At 71.7% G+C, this 15,347-nt stretch carries 11 protein-coding genes and 1 riboswitch; of the genes, 4 read left to right on the top strand and 7 right to left on the bottom strand.

Annotated elements, in window-relative coordinates:
* Nucleotides 1-459: 459 nt before the first annotated feature.
* From ABTZ03_RS12140 to ABTZ03_RS12130, 3 genes are all read left to right on the top strand, one after another.
* A complete protein-coding gene (locus ABTZ03_RS12140; protein ID WP_350512810.1) occupies nucleotides 460-1,407 on the top strand; it encodes a hypothetical protein in 948 nt (315 codons plus the stop codon).
* A 474-nt stretch (nucleotides 1,408-1,881) separates the two neighbouring features.
* Nucleotides 1,882-2,044: riboswitch (cyclic di-AMP (ydaO/yuaA leader) on the top strand.
* A gap of 7 nt (nucleotides 2,045-2,051) precedes the next feature.
* Complete coding sequence (locus ABTZ03_RS12135) at nucleotides 2,052-3,395, top strand: transglycosylase family protein (protein WP_350512809.1); 1,344 nt, start codon at nucleotides 2,052-2,054, stop codon at nucleotides 3,393-3,395.
* A gap of 212 nt (nucleotides 3,396-3,607) precedes the next feature.
* A complete protein-coding gene (locus ABTZ03_RS12130) occupies nucleotides 3,608-3,808 on the top strand; it encodes a hypothetical protein (RefSeq protein ID WP_350512808.1) in 201 nt (66 codons plus the stop codon).
* A 97-nt stretch (nucleotides 3,809-3,905) separates the two neighbouring features.
* Here ABTZ03_RS12130 and ABTZ03_RS12125 read toward each other — a convergent pair whose 3' ends face one another.
* The 5 genes from ABTZ03_RS12125 to ABTZ03_RS12105 form a co-directional block, all read right to left on the bottom strand.
* Nucleotides 3,906-4,925 carry a LacI family DNA-binding transcriptional regulator gene (locus ABTZ03_RS12125; protein ID WP_350512807.1) on the bottom strand — a complete coding sequence of 340 codons (1,020 nt, stop codon included), beginning with the start codon at nucleotides 4,923-4,925 and terminating at the stop codon, nucleotides 3,906-3,908.
* Between the two features lie 25 nt (nucleotides 4,926-4,950).
* Nucleotides 4,951-6,648, bottom strand: coding sequence for a glycoside hydrolase family 13 protein (locus ABTZ03_RS12120; protein WP_502894440.1), 1,698 nt, complete (start codon nucleotides 6,646-6,648; stop codon nucleotides 4,951-4,953).
* Between the two features lie 55 nt (nucleotides 6,649-6,703).
* Nucleotides 6,704-7,609 (bottom strand): sugar ABC transporter permease, encoded by a 906-nt coding sequence (locus ABTZ03_RS12115; RefSeq protein WP_350512806.1) that lies wholly within the window; start codon nucleotides 7,607-7,609, stop codon nucleotides 6,704-6,706.
* A gap of 54 nt (nucleotides 7,610-7,663) precedes the next feature.
* Nucleotides 7,664-8,665, bottom strand: coding sequence for a carbohydrate ABC transporter permease (locus ABTZ03_RS12110; protein ID WP_350512805.1), 1,002 nt, complete (start codon nucleotides 8,663-8,665; stop codon nucleotides 7,664-7,666).
* A 95-nt stretch (nucleotides 8,666-8,760) separates the two neighbouring features.
* Entirely contained in the window at nucleotides 8,761-10,041 is a 1,281-nt protein-coding gene (locus tag ABTZ03_RS12105) for an extracellular solute-binding protein (RefSeq protein ID WP_350512804.1), read from the bottom strand.
* 309 nt (nucleotides 10,042-10,350) lie between these two features.
* On the opposite strand from ABTZ03_RS12105, the gene ABTZ03_RS12100 reads away from it, so the two are divergent.
* Nucleotides 10,351-10,872 carry a GNAT family N-acetyltransferase gene (locus ABTZ03_RS12100; RefSeq protein WP_350512803.1) on the top strand — a complete coding sequence of 174 codons (522 nt, stop codon included), beginning with the start codon at nucleotides 10,351-10,353 and terminating at the stop codon, nucleotides 10,870-10,872.
* 3 nt (nucleotides 10,873-10,875) lie between these two features.
* Here ABTZ03_RS12100 and ABTZ03_RS12095 read toward each other — a convergent pair whose 3' ends face one another.
* Complete coding sequence (locus ABTZ03_RS12095; RefSeq protein WP_350512802.1) at nucleotides 10,876-11,952, bottom strand: aldose epimerase family protein; 1,077 nt, start codon at nucleotides 11,950-11,952, stop codon at nucleotides 10,876-10,878.
* Nucleotides 11,953-12,097: 145 nt separating this feature from the next.
* A complete protein-coding gene (locus tag ABTZ03_RS12090) occupies nucleotides 12,098-15,094 on the bottom strand; it encodes an ATP-binding protein (RefSeq protein ID WP_350512801.1) in 2,997 nt (998 codons plus the stop codon).
* Nucleotides 15,095-15,347: the final 253 nt, after the last annotated feature.

Here is a 15,347-nt window from a genome sequence, read left to right as displayed (position 1 = left end):
ATGATAGCCGTAGTGCACGTGCATCAGCACGGGACATTGCAGGTGCACGGGGCTTTTTACGGTCGCCGCGAACTCTTCACGGACCCTTCTCCTGACGGTACGTAAACGGACATAGCCGATTGAATCGACGAGTCGTCCATAACCGGCCGTGAGCGACCCCCCGCTGAATGTTGATCTTCCAGTGCCGGGAGTCGCACCTCCGTGACCCTCCGTCAGTCCAACGCAAGCCCGGGCTCCGGCTGTGAGACATCTCACGCGCCTCTCATGCAACGCGCCGCCCCACGGGACACGTCAGGGCAACTGCGGGGGTTGGTGCGGGCGTTGAGCGAAGAATGTCCGGATTGTAGGCAAACGGCCCGGAGTCGCACGGCAGGAACACGGCCTCCGCACCACGGCCACCCGAAACCCGTACGGCAGCCGACTGCAGGCCTGACGGGCCGATGTCCTACGATCTCCGGCATGAGCACCGCAGCCATCCCGGGCGCGCCACTGCCCGTCCGCACTCCAGGTTCCCGTGCGCGGGGGCGCCACCGCCGCCCCGAGCGCCCCGAGATCCGCACCGGCTCGCCGGCCCTGGTGCTCGCCGTACCCGCGACCGCGGGGCCCGAGTCCCGTTCGGTCGTCGAGGAGTTGCTCTCGATCGTCCGCAGCGAGCACACCGGCGTCCAGGCCGCGGTCGGCTACCTGCCCGGCGGCGCCGAGACCGGGAGCACGGAGGAGCGCACCGTCGCGGAGCTGCTGGCGGCGGCCGCCGAGGCCGGACTGCCGACGCCCGTCGTGGTGCCGCTGGTGCCCGGTCCGCACGACTTCCTGACCGGGCTTCACGCCCTCGCCGCCGAGTACGGCGCGACCGTCACGGACACCCTGGGCCCGCACCCGCTGCTCGCCGAGGCCGTCCACGTACGACTGTCCGAGGCCGGGCTGGCCCGGGCCGACCGGGCCCGGCTGTTCGCCATCGCGACCGCCGCGGACGGCGTGGTCCTTACCACCGTCGGCGGCGAGGAGGCGGCCGCCGCGGCCGGGATCACCGGCGTGCTGCTGGCCGCCCGGCTGGCCGTCCCGGTCGTCGCCGCGGCGCTCGACGTGCCCGGCTCGGTCGCCGGGGCCGTCAACCACCTCAAGGAGACCGGCTCCCAGCGTCCGGCGCTGGCCCCGCTGGTGATCGGCCCGGAGGCGGACTCCGAGCTGCTCGCCACGGCCGCCGAGGAGACCGGCTGCCCGTCGGCCGCGCCGCTGGGCGCCTACTCGGCCGTCGGCCAGCTGATCGCCTCCACCTACCTGGCCGCCCTGCCGACGCCGACGGCCGAGGAGCTGGCCGAGGCCGAGGCGGAGGCCGCCACCACCGTCGGCGCCGGGGAGGGCTCCCGGCGGGCCCACGCGGCCGCCGAGGGGCCCGTGGAGGGCTGACGGAGGCCCGTCCGCGCACCCGCGACGGCGTCGCGGCCACCCCACACCACCGAAGGGCCCGGAACGATCGCGTTCCGGGCCCTTCCGGCGTGCGCGGATTGCCCCGCAGGAGAGTTAAGCGGTCAATGCGGCGCAATGTCCGTTTCCGGCGCCTTTGTCGATGAATAGCCCGCGCGCTGTCGCGCCCGCGCTCCGCCGTCGCTCCCCAGGTTCCACCGCACGCCCCCATTGCGCTTCAACACTCCGTCACTTCACTTCTGAGGCGGAGCCAGTTATGAGAATCCAGCGCGACATTGCCGGTAAATGATCAATTTCGATCATGAATTACGGCCCATTTGGCATTCCACACTAAACCGTGATGCGCATCACAGGTATTTGCAGTTTGAACTTAAGTCTGCTTAACGTGCTCCCCGTTCGTGACCACACGGACCCAGTTCATCCGCGACGCCGAGTCCTGCCGTCGGATGTCCTGGCAGCGCGAAAACGCATCACGGCAGGAGCGGGGGAACCACAGGTAAGTCGCCCCGGACCATTTCCCGGAAACGGTCCAGGGCTAGGGGTGAAGCCGCGCAGAAGCGCGGCCGGGCAACTCCAGCCCGAATCCGACAGCTCACCTCGCAGGCGTGGGAGAGGACCGCGTCTTCATGCTGCCTTCCAACGGCAACCGCCTGTCCAGCCGCACCCGTCGCGTCATCGCCGCCCTCGGCGTCGCCGGCGTCGGCCTCACCGTCCCCTGCCTCACCACCGGCACCGCCAACGCCGCCCCGGTCTCCACCTGGGACAAGGTCGCCCAGTGCGAGAGCACCGGCAACTGGAGCATCAACACCGGCAACGGCTTCTACGGCGGCCTGCAGTTCACCTCCAGCACCTGGGCCGCCTTCGGCGGCACCGCCTACGCCCCGCAGGCCAACCAGGCCACCAAGGACCAGCAGATCGCCGTCGCCGAGAAGGTCCTCGCCTCGCAGGGCCCCGGCGCCTGGCCGGTCTGCTCGGTCCAGGCCGGGCTGACCAAGGGCGGCGCCGCGGCGTCCGTCGACACCTCGGCCGGCGCCTCCACCGGTGCCGCCGCCGGTGCCACCAGCAAGCCCGCCGCCAAGCCCGCCCAGGGCGGCTCCCAGGCCGCGAAGCCCGCCAAGCCGGCCGCGCCCGCCCAGGACCAGGCCCAGGCCTCCGGTGACTCCGCGTCCGCCACCCCGTCCACCGGATCCGCCGACAGCACCTGGGCCCAGAAGCGCCAGGCGCAGGCCCAGGCCGGCGGCTACACCGTCGTCGACGGCGACTGGCTGTCCACGATCGCCGACAAGCACAACGTCCAGGGCGGCTGGCAGCGGCTCTACGAGCTCAACCGCGGCACCCTGACCGAGGGTCCGGACACCATCTACCCGGGTCAGCAGCTGACCTTCGGTGACGGCGGCGCGGCCCAGGCCGGCCAGGCCTCCGGCACCGCCAAGTCCGGCTCCGACTTCACCTGGTTCGACCGCTCGCAGAAGTCCGGCCAGGCCTCGAACGGCGGTGCCGTGAACGCCAAGCCGATCGACCAGAGCAAGCCGTCCACCTCGAAGCCGGCCAAGCCCGCCGCCAAGCCGGCTCCCCAGACCCAGACCCAGACCCCGGCCCCGGCCGCCACCGGCAGCATGGCCGCCGCGGTCTCCTTCGCCCAGTCGAAGGTCGGCCAGGCGTACGTCTACGGCGGCACCGGCAACGGCGGTTGGGACTGCTCCGGCCTGACCCAGGCCGCGCTGCGCGCCGCGGGCATCAGCGTCCCGCGCGTCGCCGCCGACCAGGCCGCCGCCAGCACCCACGTCTCGCTGGACAGCCTGCAGCCGGGCGACCTGCTGTTCTGGTCGAACAACGGCCAGGACTCCGGCGTCTACCACGTCGCCATCTACATCGGCAACGGCCAGTACGTCGAGGCCGCCAACCCGAGCTCGGGCGTCCGTCTCCAGACCGTCGCCAACTGGGCCCCGGACTTCGCCGGCCGGGTCTGAGCCCGAGGTCGGCGTGCGGCCGACAGCCGACGGATGACGACTGACAGCTGACGGATTTCATCGACTGTCGGTCGTCAGCCGTCCACCGACCGCCCCGGGAAGAGTCTGGTCGCTCTCCCCGGGGCTTCGGCGTACCCGGGAGACCGGCCTCCGCATGGTCAAACCCCGCCCCGGCAGGCATGCTGCTGCTCTGCACCCGAGGAGGAGTCACCATGGCCCAGGTCACCATCACCCTCGACGCGAACCTCGCGATCGACGCGATGCTGCTCTCCGGCACCAAGAACCCCCAGGACGCCGTCGAGCTGGTGGTCCGCGACTACCTGGCCCGCGGCCGCCGCACCGGGACCCGGACCGGCGACGCCGCCGACGGCCACCGGGTCAGCACCGACCGCCCGACCGCCCAGGAGGGCTGACCCGGGCCGCCCAGGAGGGCTGAGCCGGACCGCACGCGAACGGGCCCCGGAAGGCAACCGCCCTCCGGGGCCCGTCAGTTGACGCGACCCACCAGCCTCAGCGCGCGCAGGCCCCGGTGGACCCCCGCATCACCAGCTCCGGCTGGAACATGAACTCCCCGCGCTGGGCGGCGTTCCCGCCGACCTCCTCCAGCAGGGCGTCCACCGCCGCCGTCGCCATCGCCTCGACCGGCTGCCGGATGGTCGTCAACGGCGGCTCGGTGAAGGCGATCAGCGGCGAGTCGTCGAAACCGACCACCGAGACGTCCTGCGGCACCGACAGCCCGCGCTGGCGCACCGCCCGGATCGCCCCGAGCGCCATCATGTCGCTCCCGCAGACGATCGCCGTGCAGCCCTTGTCGAGCAGCGCGCCGGCCGCGGCGTGCCCGCCCTCCACGCTGAACAGCGTGTGGTGGACGAGCCCCTCGGCCTCCTCCGCACCGAGCCCGAGCACCTCGCGCAGCGCCGCCGTGAAGCCCTCGATCTTGCGAAGCACCGGCACGTACCGCCGCTGCCCGACCGCCAGGCCGATCCGCTCGTGCCCGAGTTCGGCCAGGTGCTGGACGGCCATCCACATCGCGGAGCGGTCGTCCGGCGAGATGAACGGCGCGTCGATCTTCTCGCTGTAGCCGTTGATCAGCACGAACGGCACCCCGCGCCCGGACAGTCGGGCGTAGCGGTCGTGGTCGGCCGTGGAGTCGGCGTGCAGTCCGGAGACGAAGACGATGCCCGCCACGCCCCGGTCCACCAGCATCTCGACCAGTTCGTCCTCGGTGGAGCCGCCCGGGGTCTGGGTGCAGAGCACCGGCGTGAACCCGTGCCGGCTGAGCACCTGCTCGATCACCTGCGCCAGCGCGGGGAAGATCGGGTTGCTCAACTCCGGTGTGATCAGCCCGATCAGCCCGGCGCTGCGCTGGCGCAGCCGGGTCGGCCGCTCGTAGCCGAGCACGTCCAGCGCCGCCAGGACGGTCTGCCTGGTGGCGGCGGAGACGTTCGCCTTGCCGTTGAGCACGCGGGAGACGGTGGCTTCGCTGACCCCCGCCTGTGCCGCGATGTCTGAGAGTCGCGCCGTAGTCACGGTCCCAGAGCCTATTGCAACCACGTCAGACCGCCCACCAGCCGGTGGTGTCCGGAGCGAGCACCGTCTCGCCGCCCTCGACCACGAGGTCGGCCGAGGCGAGCAGCAGCCGGCCCGGGGCGGCGATCCGCACCGGCTCGCCGGTGGTGTTCACCGTGCAGACGAAGGAGCCGCGCCGGAAGGCCAGGGTGCCCTCGGGGCCGTCCAGCCACTCGACCTCGGTCCCGGCGCCGAGGTCCGGCTGCGCCCGGCGGACGGCCAGCGCGCTGCGGTAGAGCTCCAGGGTGGAGGACGGGTCGCCGGTCTGCGCCTCGACGCTCAGCCCGGCCCACTCGGCCGGCTGCGGCAGCCAGGACGGACCGCCCGCGACCGGTCCGAAGCCGTACGGGGCCTCGGTGCCGGACCACGGGATCGGCACCCGGCAGCCGTCGCGGTAGCCGTCCTGGCCGGCCTGGCGGAAGAAGGACGGGTCCTGGCGGACCTCGTCCGGCAGGTCGGTGACGTCCGGCAGGCCGAGCTCCTCGCCCTGGTAGACGTACGCGGAGCCGGGCAGCGCGAGCATCAGCAGGGTGGCGGCGCGGGCCCGGCGCAGGCCGAGCGCGCGGTCGCCCGGGGTGCGGATCTGGGTGCCGAGGCCGGGCTCGTTGGCGAACCGGGTGGCGTGCCGGGTGACGTCGTGGTTGGACAGCACCCAGGTGGTGGGGGCGTCGACCGGGCGCATCGAGTCGAGCGACAGGTCGATCACCTCGCGCAGCGCGGCGGCGTCCCAATCGGTGCCCAGGTACTGGAAGTTGAAGGCCTGGTGCAGCTCGTCCGGACGGACGTAGTTGGCGGTGCGCTGGACGGTCGGGGTCCAGGCCTCGGCGACGCCGATCCGCTGGCCCGGGTACTCGTCGAGGATCCCGCGCCAGCTGCGGTAGATCTCGTGCACGCCGTCCTGGTCGAAGAACGGCATGACGTCGTTGCCGAGCAGCTTGAGCTGGTCGGCGCCGCCGAGGTCGGGCAGGCCGGGGGCCTTGACCAGGCCGTGGGCGACGTCGATCCGGAAGCCGTCCACGCCCATGTCCAGCCAGAACCGCAGGATCGAGCGGAACTCGTCGGCGACGGCCGGGTTGTCCCAGTTGAAGTCTGGCTGCTCCGGGGCGAACAGGTGCAGGTACCAGTCGCCGGGGGTGCCGTCCGGGTTCTCGGAGCGGGTCCAGGCCGGGCCGCCGAAGATGGACTCCCAGTCGTTGGGCGGCAGTTCGCCGTTCGCGCCCTTGCCGGGGCGGAAGTGGTAGCGGTCGCGCAGCGGGGAGCCGGGGCCCTCGCGCAGGGCGCGCTGGAACCACTCGTGCTGGTCCGAGGAGTGGTTGGGGACGAGGTCGACGATGATCCGCAGCCCCAGCTGGTGGGCGTCCCGGATCAGCGCGTCGGCGTCCAGCAGGGTGCCGAACATCGGGTCCACCGCGCGGTAGTCGGCGACGTCGTAGCCGGCGTCGGCCTGCGGCGAGGCGTAGAACGGGGAGAGCCAGACGGCGTCCACGCCGAGGTCCCGCAGGTACGGCAGGCGGCTGCGGATGCCGGGCAGGTCGCCCATGCCGTCCCCGTTGGAGTCGGCGAAGCTGCGCGGGTACACCTGGTAGATGACCGCGTCCCGCCACCAGCCTCTGGACGCCATGACGTTCGCCTCGTGAGCGGTGTCGGCGGCGGGCCGGGAGGTGTCGGCCAGGTTCTGGGTCATGGACGGTATCCCTTGGGGACTAGAGGAGCGAGAAGCGCTGGGAGGCGGCTGGGCGTCACGACTTGGAGGCACCGGCGGTCAGGCCGGTGACCAGGTGGCGCTGCACCAGGTAGAAGAAGGCCGCGGAGGGGATCGCGATCAGCACCGCGGTGGCGGCCATCAGGTTCCACTGGGCGTCGTGCTCGCTGACGAAGGTCTGCAGGCCGACGGCCAGCGTGTACTTGTCGGAGCTGAGCATGAAGGTGGAGGCGAACGGCACCTCGGCCCAGTAGGTGAGGAAGGAGTAGAAGGCGGCGACCGCCAGGCCCGGGCGGGCCAGCGGCAGCACCAGCCGCCAGAAGGTGCCGAACGGGCTGAGCCCGTCGACCCGGCCGGCCTCGTCGATCTCCACCGGGATGGTGTCGAAGTAGCCCTTCAGCAGCCAGGCGCAGTACGGCACGGTGGTGGTCGAGTAGACCAGGATCAGACCGGCGTAGCTGTCCAGCAGGTCGAGCGCGGAGAGCATCGTGTACATCGGCACGATCAGTACCGCGATCGGGAACATCTGGGTGACCAGCAGCGACCACATCAGCGGCTTGTGCCCGGGGAACTTCATCCGGGACACGGCGTAGCCGGTGGTGGCGGCGACCAGCACGCCGAACACGGTGGTGATGCCGGCCACCAGCAGGGAGTTGCCGAACCAGGTGAAGAAGTCGGTTTCGCCCAGCACGTGCTGGTAGTTGGACAGCGTGAACTTGCCGAAGATCTCGCCGGGGTGGAGGTAGTCGTTCTTGTCCGGTCCGAGCGAGACGAACAGGATCCAGGCGACCGGGAACAGCGCGAGCAGGCTGGCCAGGATCAGCACGGCGTGGGACAGCGCCTTGGACAGCGGGCTGCTCTCGCCGCGCGGGCGGAACTTGGCGGGCCGGGCGGCCGGGGCCGCGGTCGCCGCGGCAGCGGGACGTTCGGTGGTGGTGCTCATCGGGGTTACCTGCCTTCGTGGGTCAACCGGTGCGGGTCAACTGGGTCCGGGGCCTCAGCCGTTGGCCTGCTCGTTGCGGGCGAGCCAGCGCCGGTAGAAGGCGGTGAAGACGATCAGGATGGACAGCAGGATCACGCCGTAGGCGGAGGACTGCGCGTAGTCCCGGGGGATCTGGCCGAAGCCGAGCCGGTAGGCCCAGGTGACCAGCAGCTGGGCGTCCGGGGCGCCCTTGCCGAACAGCAGGAAGATCACGTTGAACTGGTTGAACGTCCAGATCACGCCGAGCAGCACGACGGTGGAGGAGACGCTGCGCAGCCCGGGCAGGGTGATGTGGCGGAACTGCTGCCAGCGGGTGGCGCCGTCCATCTCGGCGGCCTCGTACAGCTCGGCCGGGATCGACTGCAGGCCGCCGAGCAGCGAGATCATCATGAACGGCACCCCGGCCCAGGTGTTGACCAGGATCGCGGCCGACTTCTGCGCCCACGGGTCGGTGAGCCAACCGGGCTCGGGCAGGTGCAGGGCGGAGAGCACGGTGTTGACCACACCGCCGTCCGAGAGCATCAGCCGCCAGGAGAAGACGGTGACGAAGGTCGGCACGGCCCACGGCAGGATGAGCAGCATCCGGTAGGCGGCGCGGCCGCGCAGCTTCTTGTTGAGCAGGACGGCCAGGCCGAGGCCGAGGCTGTAGTGCAGGCAGACGCAGATGGCCGTCCAGGCGATGGTCCACACGAAGTGGGACCAGAAGCGGTCGTACGAGCCGGGGCCCCAGAGGATGTCGGCGTAGTTGTGGAAGCCGATGTACTGGTAGCTGGCCGGGATCTCGTTGACGCCGATCTTGCGGGCGACGTTGAGGCTGTTGGCGTCGGTGAGGGTCAGCCAGACGCCTTGGACGAGCGGGTAGAGCACCAGCACGCCGAGCACCAGCACGACCGGCGCGATCATCGCGTACGCGTACCAGTGCTTGGCGTAGGAGCGCTTGAGGCGTTCCAGCGGACCGGGACGCTGATCGCGCTCGCGGCTGCCCTTGTCGGTGGCGCCCTGCACGGCGACTGACATCGTTTGCACCTTCTCGGGGATTCTTGGGGGAACCGGCAGCCTCGGGGGAGCCGACGGGCCCGGCCCGCCGGGGTCGGCGGACCGGGCTGCGGGGACTACTTGGCGAAGCCCGGCAGGAGCTTGGCGTAGTCCGTGGACACGGTGTTCAGCGCGTCCTGGGTGCTGGTGCCCTGGAGGGTCTTGCCGAGGTTGGTGCCGAGCGAGTCGAACAGCGAGCTGTACTCGGGCAGTTCGGGGCGCGGCTTGGCGCTGCCGAGGATGGCCTGGAAGCCGGCGATGCCCGGGTCGGCCTTGACGTCGGCGGTGTAGGCGTCGGAGCGGGTCGGCAGGGTGGAGTTCTTCTGCGCGATGAAGGCCTGGCTCTCGGCCGAGGTCATGAAGGCGGCGAACTTCTCGGCGGCGGCCTTGTGGGCCTTGTCGGCGCCGGCGTAGACCGCGATGTTGTGGCCGCCGGTGGGGGCGCCGGCCTTGCCGGTGGAGCCGGCCGGGACGGGGGCGATGCCGAGGTTCTTCTTGTCGGCGAAGGCGGAGCCCTTGTAGATGTTGGTGATCTCCCAGGGGCCCTGGATGATCGCCGCGACCTTGCCGCCGTTGAAGGCGTCCATCATGTGGGCGTAGGCGTCGGTGGTGACGTCGGCCTTGGCGGTGCCGGGCGAGGTGAACATCGACTTGTAGGTCTCGATGCCCTTGACGGCCTCGGGCGAGGTGATGGTGATCTTCTTGTTGGCGGCGTCGACGGCGTCGGTGCCCTCGCCGAACAGGAACGGCATCGCGTAGTAGCCGTCGGCGGCCTTCATCCAGAAGCCGTCCACGCCCGCCTTGTCCTTGATCGCGGCGGCGTCGGTCTTCAGCTCGTCCCAGGTCTTGGGGGCCTCGGTGATCCCGGCCTTGGCGAACAGGTCCTTGTTGTACATCAGGCCGAGGGTGTCGGTGACCAGCGGGACGCCGTACAGCTTGCCCTGGTACGAGGCCTGCTGGATCAGGCTGGGCTGGAAGGCGGAGGTGTCGGCGGCGGCCGGGGTGCCGTCCAGCGGCTCCAGGAAGCCGGCCTTGGCGAAGGCGGCGGTCCAGCCGACCTCGGAGCGGAACACGTCCGGCGCGCCCTTGGCCCCCATGGCGGTCTGCAGCTTGTTCTGCGCCTGGTCGAACGGGACGTTGACGAAGTCGACCTTGATGTTCGGGTTGGCCGTCTGGAACTTCTTGACCAGTTCCTGGTAGTTCGGAGCCTCGTTGGTGGCGTTCGACGTGTCCCAGTACGTGAGGGTGACCGGGCCGTCGGCCTTGCCGTCGGAGCCGGAGCCGCCACTGCTGCCACAGGCAGCCATCGAGACCGCGAGGGCCACAACGAGGGCAGAGGCCGCGATGCCACGCCGCATGAGAACTCCTAGGAGGGTGGGGGTGCCCGAGATGTTCCGAGACAGGCGCATAATGGCTGCCTCGTGCCGACCGCACCGTTGCTGCCGTCGGGCTCGGGAAGGAAGTTAACAGCGGGGCAAGATCGACGGAAAGTCCTTGCAGCAAGTTTCTGCAAGAAACCGCGATCGTTACGCCCACGTGTCCTGGACGTAGCCGCACGGTAGTTGACAGCGCGGCGCAATCGACGCATTCGTCCGTTTCACCCCGGTCCCCGATGGCCGACGGAACCACCCTGCGTGGCCGAAAGGCGCTTGCAGCAGACTGGACGCATGCGCATCAGAACCGCCACCAGGGACGAACTGCCGCTGCTGGGCGAGCTGGAGCGGGCCGCCGGAGCCCCCTTCGCCGAGATCGGGATGCCGGAGATCGCCGAGGACGAACCCCCGGCGCCGGAGGAGCTGGCCCGCTACCTGGACCACGGCACCGCCCTGGTCGCCGAGGCCCCCGACGGCACCGTCGCCGGCTACCTGCTGGCCGAACCGGTCGACGGCGCGCTGCACATCGAACAGGTCTCGGTCCACCCCGGGCACGCCCGGCGCGGCATCGGCCGCGCACTGATCGAGCACCTGGCCGAGGGCGCCGACGCCCCCGCGCTCACCCTCACCACCTTCGCCGACGTCCCCTGGAACGCCCCCTACTACGCCCGCTGCGGCTTCCGCCCGCTGGCCGACGCCGAACTCACCCCCGGCCTGCGCGAGATCCGCCGCCAGGAGGCCGAGCACGGCCTCGACCGCTGGCCCCGGCTCTGCATGCGCCGGGACCTCCCCGCCCGGGGCGGGCCAAGCACCTAGGTCCTAGTTGACCCCGAGCCGGAACACGGTGGTCGAGCGGAACTCCTCCCCCGGCCGCAGCACGGTGCTCGGGAACGCCGGGTGGTGCGGGGAGTCCGGGAAGTGCTGGGTCTCCAGCGCGATCCCCGCGAACGGCCCGTACGGGACCCCGCTCGCACCGGTGACCGCGCCCTGGAACTTGTTCGCCGTGTAGACCTGGACGCCCGGCTCGGTGGTCAGCACCTCCAGGGTGCGGCCACCCACCGGGTCCTCCAGCAGCGCCGCCCGCGCCGGGGGGCCGTCCGCCGGGCGGGCCCGCAGCACCCAGTTGTGGTCGTAGCCGCCCGGGCCGGCCAGCTGGGGGTGCTCGTCGTGCACCGACTTGCCGATCGGGGTGGCCACCGTGAAGTCGAACGGCGTGCCGGCCACCGGCTCGGTCCGCCCGTACGGGATCTGCCGCTCGTCGGCCGGGGTGTACTCGTCGGCGTCCAGGGTGAGCAGGTGGCCCAGGACGTCGCCGCTCCCCTCACCCGCGAGGTTGACGTACGCGTGGTTGGTCAGGTTGACCACGGTCGGCTTCGTGGTGACGGCCCGGTAGTCGATCACCAGCTCGCCGCCCGCCCCCGGGGTGTGGGTGAGGGTGTAGCCGACGGCGACGTCCAGCGCGCCCGGGAAGCCCTGGTCGCCGTCCGGGCTGTGCAGCCGCAGCAGCACCCCGCCCTCGACCGGCTCGGCCGCCCACATCCGCTGGGCGAAGCCGTCCGGCCCGCCGTGGATGGTGATCCCGCCGCCGGTCGGGGCGAGCCGGTGGTCCTCGCCGTCGATGGTGACGACGGAGCCGTCGATCCGGTTGGCGTACCGGCCCACCACCGTGCCGTAGTGCCGGGCCGGGCCCAGGATCTGCGCCAGCTCGTCGGTGGAGAGCAGCAGTTGGGCGGTGCGGCCGGCCCGGTCCGGGGCGCTGAGGGTGTGCAGGGTGGCGCCGAGGGTGAGCACGCTCGCCTCGTACGGGCCGGCGGTCAGGGTCCAGCGCTGGATCGCCGCGCCCGCACCCGAGGGGTCGAGGGGTTCGCGGCGCACCCTGGTGGCCTCGCTCGCCATGGCCTGCTCCTCACTGGCGGCGGCGCCGCCACCGCCCGGTTCCCGTTCCGTCCGGGGGGCGTCGCGCCGGCCCCGTGGTGTCCGTCAGCCTAGCGACGGCGGGCGCGGCGCGGGCGCTCCCACGCCCCCGTCCTCGCCCGGGGTGCTACTCCCCCGGTTCCCCGCCCTGCTGCGGCCGCAGCCCGAGCGCCGAGGCCAGCCCGTCCGGCCCGGTGCCCGCCTTGCGGTAGACCGCCGCCAGCCGCCGGTTGACCAGGCTCAGGTTCACCCCGAGCCGCTCGGCGATCCGCTGCGGCGGCACGCCCTGGACCGCCAGGTCGGCGACCTCCCGCTCCGGCGTGCTGAGCGCCTCCAGCGTCTCCCCGACGCCGTGCAGCCCCAGCCGGTTGGGCCGCAGGCCGTAGTTGGCCAGCTCCCGGCGGGCCCGGTCGACCAGCTTCTCCGCCGAGCAGTGCTGGGCCAGTTCGATGCCCTGGTACAGGTACTCCTGGGCGTCCTCCAGCCGTCCGACCCGGCGCAGCGCGCCACCGAGGTCGACCAGCGCGACGGCGTGCTCGTACCCGGCCGGGGACTGGCCGAGGTGCTCCACGGCCTGCTCCAGCAGCTCGACCGCCTGCTGGCCGTCGGCGATCCGCGCCTGCAGCCGCAGCGCGCTGCCGATCGCCGAGGCGGTGCCGAAGCGGCGGGCGTCCCGGACCGCCCGCTGGGCGTACTCGCGGGCCCGCTCCGGCTCGTCGGAGGAGATCGCGATGGCCAGGTGCCCGGCCCAGGGCGCCCAGACGGTGTTGTGCCAGCCGCGGACCTCCAGTTGGGCCCCGGCCTCGGTGAGCGCGGCGGCCGCACCGGCGTACCGCTTCTTGGCGACCAGCAGCTTGCCGTACAGCGAGGCCGCGTCCGGCAGCACCATGGCCGTGGCGTGGTACGGCGGGTGGAAGCCGAACTCGTTGGCCTGCTCCCAGGCCGCCTCGACCCGGCCGCGGGCGATCAGGGTGTCCACCAGCACGCCGACGGCGTCCCAGGCCAGCGGCAGCTTGGCCGCGATCCGCTCGGAGATCCGGAAGGCCCGGCGGAGGAAGTCCTCGGCCTCGGCGAGCAGCCCGCGGCGGAACCGGGCCAGCCCCATCAGGAAGTACGCGAAGCCCCGGTGGGCACCGCTCCAACCGGCGATCTCGAACTGGATGATGGCGTCCGCGGCCAGCCGCTCGGCCTGGGCGATGCGGTCGTTGTAGATGTACGTGAGGCAGAGCATCGCGGGCAGTTCGAAGCCCCAGGTGGTGTCGGTCCAGCCGAGCCCCTTGGGCAGCCGGCCGCCCTCCAGCACCTCGTCGGCGAGCGCGAGCGCCTCGGTGGAGGGCTCGCCGCGCAGGGTGAGGTCCCAGGCGCGCATGATCAGCACGGCCCGGTCGGCGGCCTCCCGGCCGGTCAGGTTCCGGTACAGCTCCTCGAGTCGGATGGAACGGCCGGGGCCGTCCTCCTCGGACTTGCGGAAGGCGTGCCACATGAACGAGGCGGCCTGGAGCCGTTGGCGCCGGCCCGGGTCGGTGGTCTTCGCGGCCTCGTCCTGGCAGACCAGGGCGGCCTGGCCCAGCTCACCGCTGTGGGCGAGCACCTCGGAGAGTCGGAAGGTGGCGTCGACCCGCAGTTCCGGGCGCAGCGGGATCTCGTCGGGGTCGAGGGCGAGCCGCAGTTGGTTGACGGTGGCGACGGGGTCGGTGAGCAGGGCGGAACAGCCGAGTTCGTACAGCACCTCGGCCTTGATCTCGTCCGCGGGCGGCTCGTTGAGCGCGCGGTGCAGGCAGCGCTGGGCGGCTTCGGGGGCGCCGATCAGCTGGTGTTCGACGGCGGCGCGGCGCAGTTTCCGGACGATCCGGTCGTCGCCCTCGCCGGAGTGGGTCTCGACCAGGTGGCGGGAGGCGGCGAGCAGGCCGAGCCCGGCGTTCTCGATCTCGACGGCGGCGATGCCGTGCATGCCGAGCCGGGTGGCCTCCGGCATGGTGTTGTAGATGGAGCTGGCGATCAGCGGATGGACGAACTCCAGGTTCCCGTTGGGGGTCTGGGTGAGCACGCGCTGTTTGCGCAGCTGCTTGATGGAATCGCGGGCGGCCTCGGTGCTCTGGGTGGAGATCCGGGTGGCGAGGTCGACCCGGATGTCGGTGCCCAGCATGGCGCAGGCCCAGGCGAAGCGCAGGGTGGACGGTCCGAGCCGGTCCAGCCAGGTCTTGAGGGTCATCCCGGTGGCGTCGACGGCGAGTTCGCGCAGCTGCCGGGAGTTCTCCTCGACGGGTTCGAGCTCCTGGTCACGGACCTGGTCGAGCAGGGCGACGGCCTCGAAGGGGTTGCCGTTGACGACGTTCCAGAACTCGTAGCAGAAGGCGTCCTCGGCCCGGTCGCCGAATTCGGCGCGGATCATGTCGGTGACGGAGGTCAGGGTGAGCCGGCTGAGCTCGTGCTTGCGGCTGGCCAGGTTGAGGACGCTGCGGCGCAGTTCGGTCCCGTTCGGCCAGTCGCTCTCGTCCTCGCGGAAGGCGAAGACCAGCAGGACGGGCAGTTCGCCGGAGCGGACCGCGAACTTGGCGAGCCAGGACAGGGATTCGGCGTCCGCCCAGTGCAGGTCGTCGACGATCATCACCATCGGCGCCCGGCGCGGGGCGAGTTGGGTGAGGACGTAGTCGAGGCCGTCGCGCACGCCCTGGGGGTCGAGCCGGCGGGCGCCGGCCTTGGGCTGCTTGAGGCCCATGGCCGGTCCGACGACCTCCTCCCAGGTGCCCATGACCTGCCGGAACTCGTCCGGTTCCAGTCGGGTCAGGACGGGCTGGAGGAGCTGGCGGAGCACGTGGTACGGCTCCTTGAACTGTCGTTCGCCACCGCGGGCGAACAGCACGGTGGCGCCCTCGCGCAGGCTGGCGATCCGTCGGACCTCGTGCAGCAGGCTGGTCTTGCCGATGCCGGGGCGTCCGGAGAAGGCGAGCAGCTCGCCGATCTCGGTGCCGCCGGCCGCGAACTCGCGGCACAGCCGGTCGACGGCCGCCTCCACGGAGCGCAGTTCGGTGTCGCGGTCGCGCAGCCGGACCCGGGCCGCGGGGCCGTCGCCGTCCCGGCCCGTACCCGTTCCCGCCCGAAGTTCGTTGCCCTGTTGGGTCACCGTCGCGCCTCCGCCTCACCCGCTCCGCGGCACGGCCCCGCCCGCGCGCGGGAGAGCCGGTCCATCACCGTTCGTGGACCCGAGGGTAGCGCCGTGTACGGCACACTGTGCGGCATTCACGCAGGCTGGGGCGGATGACGAGGGTTCGGACGGCTTGCCAAGGGCAATTGCCCTATATCCCTAACGTCCGATCATTACATCAGATACCCTACGGGCCGCGAGGCGCAGATGATCATGCCTGATCCACCCTCAC

It is taken from the genome of Kitasatospora sp. NPDC096077 (assembly GCF_040303245.1).
GTDB lineage: Bacteria > Actinomycetota > Actinomycetes > Streptomycetales > Streptomycetaceae > Kitasatospora.
Note: the sequence above shows the minus strand (reverse complement) of the source record. Positions and strands in the feature narration are given on the sequence as shown.

What these genes read in the sequence shown, in the direction of transcription:
- ABTZ03_RS12105 (WP_350512804.1), bottom strand. Translation starts at nt 10,041, where the DNA reads ATGCGGCGTGGCATCGCGGCCTCTGCCCTCGTTGTGGCCCTCGCGGTC.
- ABTZ03_RS12110 (WP_350512805.1), bottom strand. Translation starts at nt 8,665, where the DNA reads ATGTCAGTCGCCGTGCAGGGCGCCACCGACAAGGGCAGCCGCGAGCGC.
- ABTZ03_RS12115 (WP_350512806.1), bottom strand. Translation starts at nt 7,609, where the DNA reads ATGAGCACCACCACCGAACGTCCCGCTGCCGCGGCGACCGCGGCCCCG.
- ABTZ03_RS12095 (WP_350512802.1), bottom strand. Translation starts at nt 11,952, where the DNA reads ATGGCGAGCGAGGCCACCAGGGTGCGCCGCGAACCCCTCGACCCCTCG.
- ABTZ03_RS12130 (WP_350512808.1), top strand. Translation starts at nt 3,608, where the DNA reads ATGGCCCAGGTCACCATCACCCTCGACGCGAACCTCGCGATCGACGCG.
- ABTZ03_RS12135 (WP_350512809.1), top strand. Translation starts at nt 2,052, where the DNA reads ATGCTGCCTTCCAACGGCAACCGCCTGTCCAGCCGCACCCGTCGCGTC.
- ABTZ03_RS12140 (WP_350512810.1), top strand. Translation starts at nt 460, where the DNA reads ATGAGCACCGCAGCCATCCCGGGCGCGCCACTGCCCGTCCGCACTCCA.
- ABTZ03_RS12120 (WP_502894440.1), bottom strand. Translation starts at nt 6,648, where the DNA reads ATGACCCAGAACCTGGCCGACACCTCCCGGCCCGCCGCCGACACCGCT.
- ABTZ03_RS12100 (WP_350512803.1), top strand. Translation starts at nt 10,351, where the DNA reads ATGCGCATCAGAACCGCCACCAGGGACGAACTGCCGCTGCTGGGCGAG.